The organism is Neisseria sp. GT4A_CT1 (genome assembly GCF_000227275.1).
Classification (GTDB): domain Bacteria; phylum Pseudomonadota; class Gammaproteobacteria; order Burkholderiales; family Neisseriaceae; genus Neisseria.
The window spans coordinates 69,951-77,887 of record NZ_JH164964.1; the positions used below are offsets into that span (position 1 = coordinate 69,951).

General features: G+C 53.9%; 7 protein-coding genes. 5 read left to right on the forward strand and 2 right to left on the reverse strand.

What is annotated here, in order from left to right:
* Nucleotides 1–161: 161 nt before the first annotated feature.
* Together HMPREF1028_RS00310 and serB are read right to left on the reverse strand one after the other, a co-directional pair.
* A complete protein-coding gene (locus tag HMPREF1028_RS00310) occupies nucleotides 162–2,135 on the reverse strand; it encodes a TonB-dependent copper receptor (protein WP_009310847.1) in 1,974 nt (657 codons plus the stop codon).
* A 399-nt stretch (nucleotides 2,136–2,534) separates the two neighbouring features.
* Complete coding sequence (gene serB / locus HMPREF1028_RS00315) at nucleotides 2,535–3,368, reverse strand: phosphoserine phosphatase SerB (protein ID WP_009310848.1); 834 nt, start codon at nucleotides 3,366–3,368, stop codon at nucleotides 2,535–2,537.
* Between the two features lie 234 nt (nucleotides 3,369–3,602).
* Between serB and HMPREF1028_RS00320 the strand changes: the two genes are divergently transcribed.
* From HMPREF1028_RS00320 to HMPREF1028_RS00340, 5 genes are all read left to right on the forward strand, one after another.
* Entirely contained in the window at nucleotides 3,603–5,144 is a 1,542-nt protein-coding gene (locus HMPREF1028_RS00320; RefSeq protein ID WP_009310849.1) for a Re/Si-specific NAD(P)(+) transhydrogenase subunit alpha, read from the forward strand.
* Nucleotides 5,145–5,148: 4 nt separating this feature from the next.
* Nucleotides 5,149–5,532, forward strand: a complete 384-nt coding sequence (locus tag HMPREF1028_RS00325; protein ID WP_009310850.1) for an MAPEG family protein — start codon at nucleotides 5,149–5,151, stop codon at nucleotides 5,530–5,532.
* A gap of 97 nt (nucleotides 5,533–5,629) precedes the next feature.
* Complete coding sequence (locus tag HMPREF1028_RS00330) at nucleotides 5,630–6,031, forward strand: GFA family protein (protein ID WP_009310851.1); 402 nt, start codon at nucleotides 5,630–5,632, stop codon at nucleotides 6,029–6,031.
* Nucleotides 6,032–6,217: 186 nt separating this feature from the next.
* Nucleotides 6,218–7,603, forward strand: coding sequence for a Re/Si-specific NAD(P)(+) transhydrogenase subunit beta (gene pntB / locus HMPREF1028_RS00335; protein WP_009310852.1), 1,386 nt, complete (start codon nucleotides 6,218–6,220; stop codon nucleotides 7,601–7,603).
* A gap of 90 nt (nucleotides 7,604–7,693) precedes the next feature.
* Nucleotides 7,694–7,937: helix-turn-helix domain-containing protein (locus HMPREF1028_RS00340; protein WP_009310853.1), on the forward strand; the 244-nt coding region annotated here is incomplete at its 3' end.

Sequence of the window (7,937 nt, forward strand, 5' to 3'; positions counted from 1 at the left end):
TGTACGATATTCCAACTGTTCCGTATGGTTTGAATATGATTTGAATCACTAAAACATCGTCTCTTGTAAAACAGCTTCACTTTAAAGTCATCATCAAAAAGGTCGTCTGAAAACCCTGAGATTTGGGTTTTCAGACGACCTTTTTCTTTCTCAACTCAATATCAGAATTTCGCTTGCAGCCTCAACCAAGCGGTACGGCCGGGTTCGTTGACGCGCAAGGTTTGTGTGCCTGCTGAAGGGTCGCCGCCTTTGCTGACGAATTCGGCATAGGTTTTGTTGAACACGTTGTCTATACCGGCCTGCAAGGTAGCGTATTTGCTGAATTTCCAGCCGGCATTGAGCGAGAGTACGCCGAAGCCGGAAGAGACGCCGATGTCCTGACCGACGATATTGCCTTGACCTTTGCTGTAACGGTTTTGTTTCGCCACGACGCGCCATAACGCGCCTGCGCTGAATTTGCCGTTGTCGAAGGCGAGGGTGTTGTTCCACTCGAGCGGCGGAGTTTGTGCCAAAGGTTTGCCGTCGGTGCGGTTTTTGCCGTGGGTGTAGGCGAGGCTGCTGCCGATTTCCCAATTAGGTGCAAACGTCCATTTGACTTCGGCTTCGCCGCCGAAACGCGAGGCTTTAACGTTGCGTACGCCTAAATCCGTGCCTTGGCGTTCGAGTATGATGAAGTTTTTGACATCGCTGCCGAATACGGATACGGAGGCATGGACGTTAGGGCGTTTCCAGATGATGCCCGCATCGATTTGGCGGTTTTGTTCGGGATGGATGATTTTCTTTTTGGCGCGCAGACGTTCCCAGTAGTCGGGCGAGCGTTCGGCGATACCGAATCCGGCGTAGTATTTCAAGCCGTTATCCGTATCACGTTCCCAACGTAAGAAACCGGAATTCAAGTTGAATTTCTGATGTTTCAAAACGGGATCGGTTACGTCTGCGGAATCGTAATGTGCTTTGACACGGTCGTGGCGCAAGCCTGCTACCCAACGTTGTTTGTCGGTTTGCTGCCAGGCGGCTTCGGTGAAAACGCCCCATTGTTTGAAACTTTGATTGGGCATATAGGGCTTGTGGCGGTAACCGTCGCCGCCGCGCTCCATGCGGGCGACGTGTACGTCGTCCATATAATCTACGCCGGTTTGCAGGTTGAGGTTATCCCAATCGAAGGTAGCTTTCAGACGACCTGTGTCGGTGTTGCGTTTGGGGTTGTTGGCGTTTTTAATCTGTTTGCCTGCCGGATTGCGGATGGTGCGCAGGCTGTATGTGTCCATGACGTGGTCGATTTCGCTTTCATCGTAGCGCAATTCGAGTTCGCTGAACCAAGGGGTGAGGTTGCGTTGGGTAAAGCGGACGTTCCATGCGTCGCGGTCGAATTTGCTGCCGTCCATCATGCGGTCGGCGTAGGCGACCTTGGCCCTGCTGCGTTCGTATGTGCCGGCGATGGTGGTGTTTTCGGTCGGGGTGATGCCCAGTTGCAGCATTTGGCTGTCGCGTTTGAAATGGGAGTGGACGCGTTTGCCTGAGCCGTCTTTGTAGTCGCCGGCCTCGTTATGGGAAATATTGCTGCGGACGTAGCCGTATTTGCCGCCGAATTCGGCTTCAAGCGAACCGTCGCGACGGTCGTTGCTGCCTGCGGTCAGGGAGGCGTTGATGTTGTAGGGTTTTTCGCTGAAATCAGGGTCTTTTCGGATGAATTGTACCGAGCCGCTGACCAAACCCATGCCTTGGGTTACGGTTTGCGGGCCTTTGGTGACGACGACTTTGTCGAAAGAATTCGGGTGGATGTAGGCAGTCGGCGGGTCCATACGCATGCTGCAGCCGCCGTAAATAAACTGATCGTCTGCGTTAATCGACAGGCGCGAACCGCCCAAACCGCGGAACAATGGATCGCCCGAGCTTCCGCCTTTGCGGATGATGCTCATGTTGGGCACGGATTGTAAAAGGTCCGCACCGTCTCCGGCAGGGAGGGGTTGCAAAGCAGCTTTGGGGTTGAAAGTAACGCTATTGGCTTTTTGTTGTTGTGTGCCGGTGACGGTAACGGGGGAAAGGATAACAGTTTCTTCGGGAACGGGGTCTGTGTCCGCCCAAGCCTGGGATACGGCTAAGGCAATTGGCAGAAGGAGTAGCTGGTGTTTCATTCTTAGAGCTCCTTTTATTGGTTTAGTTCATTGTGCGTAGTTAATTAATACTTTGGTAGTATAAAGAATGTCAGGCAGTTTGTGAGGAAGAAAACGGTTTTATTTAATTTAAGTCAATATTTTCGAGGCATAATTAAATTATTTGAATAATAGTAATAACCGTGTTGATTAATTGCCTATTTTTCTGTTTGGCAGGAAGAAGGGATAAGGCTGTTACGGGGATAAAGAGGGCTGTGTTCAGGAACAGGGTGCAAACCTGTTTTAGCATGCTGAGACGGTGTATCCTTTGGCATTCCGTTTGCAGTCATTACGATATTTCAAACAGCAAAAAGGTCGTCTGAAAATTTTTCAGACGACCTTGGTTTTAACGGGAAACTCCTGACCACCGATACCGGCGGTTTATTTAAACCAACCCCTGACGCGCTCCAGCCCACCGAAATTGATGCAGGCATCGGCGAATGCCTGCGCTTTCGGTTTGGCGCGGTAAGCCACGCCTACGCCCGCTTCTTTGAGCATCGGAATATCGTTCGCACCGTCGCCCATCGCCAAAACCTGATGCGGCTGCAATCCGAGGCGGTCGCGGTATTCGCGCAATAAATCCGCCTTTGCCTGCGCGTCGATGATTCTGCCTTTCAGACGACCCGTCAGCTTGCCGTTTTCAATTTCCAAAACATTGGCGTGTTGGTATTCGAAGCCGAGGCGTTGTTGCAGCCTTTCGGTGAAAAACGTGAATCCGCCCGACACCAGCATGAATTTCACGCCGTGCGCCTTGCATTCGTCCAGCAAAAATTCCGCGCCGGGCGAGAGCTGCAAAACGTTTTCATAAACCTCCGCCAAAACCCGCTCGTCCAATCCCGCCAACAGGGCGACGCGGCTGCGCAAAGACTGCTCGAAATCCAATTCGCCGCGCATCGAGCGTTCGGTAATTTCCGCCACGCGGTCTTTCAAACCGACGCCCGCCGCAATTTCATCGACGCATTCAATGGTAATCAGCGTCGAATCCATATCGCTGACAATCAGTCCGAGTTCGCCAAACGCCCTATCGGGCAACACGGCGTGGTCGATTTGACGGCTGTCCAGCAACGCCGCGTCTGCCCCGCTTAAAGAAAACCCTTCTTCAACGATAAAACGCATACGCTTTTCATCGGCGTAATCAGGCTCGGGCAGGCGGGTGAGGAGGGCGGAAGGCAGGGCTTCGGCGGAGGGGAATTGGAGGACGAGGGCGTGCGGCATGGCGGTGGCTCAAAAAATGCGGATTATATAGTGAAACAGTGAAAAATGTTACGGCACCCAAGCCGTATTTTCGGAAATGATTTCAAACGCAGACGGCAGTATGGGTAAGGCAATACAGGAAGGAAATGCCGAATTGTCGGCTTGCCTATTGCCAGTCCACTGAAAATTCGCTATAAGGGGATTATATGGAATATATTAACATTTATATACAGACAACCTAAAAAGGATTCAGAGATGAAAATCGGTATCCCACGCGAGTCATTATCCGGCGAAACCCGCGTCGCCTGTACGCCTGCCACCGTTGCCCTGTTGAGCAAACTGGGCTTTGAAACCGTTGTCGAAAGCGGCGCAGGTTTGGCGGCAAGTTTGGACGATGCCGCTTACCAAACAGCAGGTGCGACCGTTGCCGATAAAGCGACGGTTTGGGCCTGCCCTTTGATTTATAAGGTCAACGCGCCATCCGAAGGCGAGCTGCCGCTACTCAAAGAAGGGCAAACTATCGTCAGCTTCCTGTGGCCGCGCCAAAACGAGGCTTTGGTCGAAGCCTTGCGCGCCAAGAAAGTGAACGCGCTGGCGATGGACATGGTGCCCCGTATTTCCCGCGCGCAGGCTTTGGACGCTTTGTCTTCGATGGCAAACATCAGCGGCTACCGCGCCGTGATTGAAGCCGCCAATGCCTTCGGCCGTTTCTTCACCGGTCAAATCACTGCCGCAGGCAAAGTGCCGCCCGCGCAGGTTTTGGTGATTGGCGCAGGTGTGGCAGGTTTGGCGGCAATCGGTACGGCAAACTCGCTCGGTGCAGTGGTGCGCGCGTTCGACACCCGCTTGGAAGTGGCGGAACAAATCGAATCGATGGGCGGTAAGTTCCTGAAACTCGACTTCCCGCAAGAATCGGGCGGCAGCGGCGACGGCTACGCCAAAGTGATGAGCGACGAATTTATCGCCGCCGAGATGAAACTCTTTGCCGAACAGGCGAAAGAAGTGGACATCATCATCACCACCGCCGCCATTCCGGGCAAACCCGCGCCCAAACTGATTACTAAAGAAATGGTGGAAAGCATGAAATCCGGCTCTGTCATCGTCGATTTGGCGGCGGCGACGGGCGGCAACTGCGAACTCACCAAACCGGGCGAATTGTTCGTAACGGACAACGGCGTAAAAATCATCGGCTACACCGACATGGCAAACCGCCTTGCCGGACAGTCTTCCCAGCTTTACGCCACCAATTTGGTCAACCTGACCAAGCTGTTAAGCCCGAACAAAGACGGCGAAATCACGCTGGACTTCGAAGACGTGATTATCCGCAACATGACCGTTACCCGCGACGGCGAAATCACCTTCCCGCCTCCGCCGATTCAAGTTTCCGCCCAGCCGCAGCAAACGCCGTCTGAAAAAGCCGCACCTGCCGCCAAGCCCGAGCCGAAACCTGTTCCCCTGTGGAAAAAACTCGCTCCCGCCGTCATCGCCGCCGTGTTGGTGCTGTGGGTCGGCGCGGTCGCACCCGAAGCGTTTTTGAACCACTTTATCGTGTTCGTCCTCGCCTGCGTTATCGGCTACTACGTCGTTTGGAACGTCAGCCACTCGCTGCATACCCCGCTGATGTCCGTGACCAACGCCATTTCCGGCATCATCGTCGTCGGCGCGCTGCTGCAAATCAGCCAAGGCAACGGTTTCGTATCCCTGCTTGCCTTCATCGCCATCCTGATTGCCAGTGTCAACATCTTCGGCGGCTTCTTTGTAACGCGGCGGATGCTGAATATGTTTAGGAAAGGGTAAAAGCATGACTTTAGCCTACTGGTGCATCCTGCTTGCCTACCTGCTGCCGCTGTTTTGCGCCACCATCGCCAAAGCGACCGGCGGTTTCAAGCCGTCGGACAACCGCAATCCGCGCGAGTTTCTCGCCCATACGCAAGGCTTGTCGGCGCGTGCCGATGCCGCGCAGCAAAACGGCTTCGAAACCTTCGCACCCTTTGCCGCCGCCGTTTTGGTGGCACACGCCACAGGTAACGCCGAACAATCGACCATCAACCTGCTGGCCGTGTTATTCATCGCCTTCCGCCTCGTCTTTATCTATTGCTACCTAGCAGATAAATCAACCATGCGGTCTTTGACGTGGGCAGGCGGATTATGCTGCATTATCGGGCTGTTTGTTGCCGCCGTTTGACGGTAGAGGCCGTCTGAAAACAAGCGTAGCGAGTTTCGCTAAAACATCTTTTCAGACGGCCTGAAACCCGATTCCCCAATATTTTAGGAGTTCGACCATGAAAGCAAAATGCCTGTGCGGCGACGTATCTTTAGAAGTGGAACACGACAAACACGTCCACGCCTGCCATTGCGGAATGTGCCGCATTTGGGGCAGCGGCGCGACGTTTTCGCTGATTGCCGCCAAACCGCCGAAAATCAACGGCGGTGAAAACATCGCCCGCTACCATTCGTCCGAATGGGCGGAACGCGCGTTCTGCAAAAACTGCGGTACCCACCTGTTCTACCATTTCCTGCCGAACGACAGCTATTTCGTCTTCGCCGGACTGTTTGCCGACAACGCCGATTTCAAATTGGAAGAGCAGATTTTCATCGACGCCAAAGCCCCCTATTACGAACTGGCAAACGACACGCCCAAGCTGACCGAAGAAGAGTTTTTGGCACAATTCGGCGGCGGATAGGAAACCCGATACAAAGGCCGTCTGAAAACGCAGCAGCAACGGAGTGATACGGATGAAATATAAATACCCGAACCGTCATTCTCAAACGGCTCAAACAGTTGATGGTTAAGCGAATCCGCCATCAAACCCTTTCAGACGACCCGATTAAAAAACACAGTTACTTTCACAAATAATTGGAGAATCACCATGTCTTCAGGACTCGTTACAGCGGCGTACATCGTAGCCGCGATACTGTTCATCTTCTCGCTGGCGGGGCTGTCCAAGCAGGAAACCGCCAAGCAGGGCTGTTATTCCGGCGTAGCGGGGATGGCGGTCGCCTTGTTCGTTACCGTGTTTTCCGAAAACACCAACGGACTGGGCTGGATCATCATCGCCATGCTGATTGGCGCGGCCATCGGCATCTACAAAGCCAAAAAAGTAGAAATGACCGAAATGCCCGAGCTGATTGCGCTTTTGCACAGCTTCGTCGGCTTGGCGGCCGTTTTGGTCGGCTTCAACAGCTATATCGAGCCGGGCAACATTTCGCACGATATGCACACCATCCATCTGGTCGAAGTCTATTTGGGCATCTTCATCGGCGCCGTAACCTTTACCGGCTCGCTGGTCGCGTTCGGCAAGCTCAACGGCAAAATCAGCAGCGCGCCGCTGCAACTGCCCGCCAAACACAAGCTCAACCTCGCCGCATTGGTTTTATCCTTTATCCTGATGCTGGTGTTCGTCTCCGTTGACGGCAGCGGCTTCATCCTGATCCTGATGACCCTGATCGCCCTCGCATTCGGCTGGCACTTGGTCGCCTCCATCGGCGGCGCGGATATGCCCGTGGTCGTATCCATGCTGAACTCCTACTCCGGCTGGGCGGCCGCAGCGGCAGGCTTCATGCTCTCCAACGACCTGCTTATCGTTACCGGCGCACTTGTCGGCTCCAGCGGCGCGATTCTGTCCTACATCATGTGTAAAGCCATGAACCGCTCCTTCATCTCCGTCATCGCAGGCGGCTTCGGTACCGACGGCTCAGCCACAGCCTCAGGCAGCCAAGAAGTCGGCGAATACCGCGAAGTCAAACCCGCCGAAGTCGCCGAAATGCTCAAAAACGCCCACAGCGTCATCATCACTCCGGGCTACGGCATGGCAGTGGCGCAGGCGCAATACCCCGTTGCCGAAATCACCGAGCTTTTGCGTAAAAACGGCGCAGAAGTACGCTTCGGCATCCACCCCGTCGCCGGCCGCCTGCCCGGTCATATGAACGTATTGCTTGCCGAAGCCAAAGTCCCCTACGACATCGTGTTGGAAATGGACGAAATCAACGACGACTTCCCTGAAACCGACGTAGTACTGGTCATCGGCGCGAACGACACCGTCAACCCCGCCGCCCAAACCGACCCGAACAGCCCGATTGCCGGCATGCCCGTATTGGAAGTGTGGAAGGCAAAAGAAGTCGTCATCTTCAAACGCTCGATGAACACCGGCTACGCAGGCGTACAAAACCCATTGTTCTTCAACGAAAACAGCGTGATGTGCTTCGGCGACGCGAAGAAAACCGTTGACGAGATCTTGGCGGAATTGAAGAAATAACATCTGAAGCCAAGACAAAAGGTCGTCTGAAAACTGAACTGCACCCCAAAAGTTGGACATCCCCTCCAACTCACAAGGTGCAGTTTTTTTATGAGCAAATATACATTACACTTCAAATACCAAGCCGTACTCCACTACCTGCATATACGCAGCCAACAACGTACCGCAGACCACTACGGCATTTCCCGAACCCACCTGAGACGATGGATACGCGCCTATCAAGAAGGCGGTATCGGCGCACTCGAACATCCCCAATCCAAAACCATGCCCCAACACCGCAAAAACCCCTTCATCGCAGATAAACCCGACCACGAAAAAACACAGGCAGAGCTTA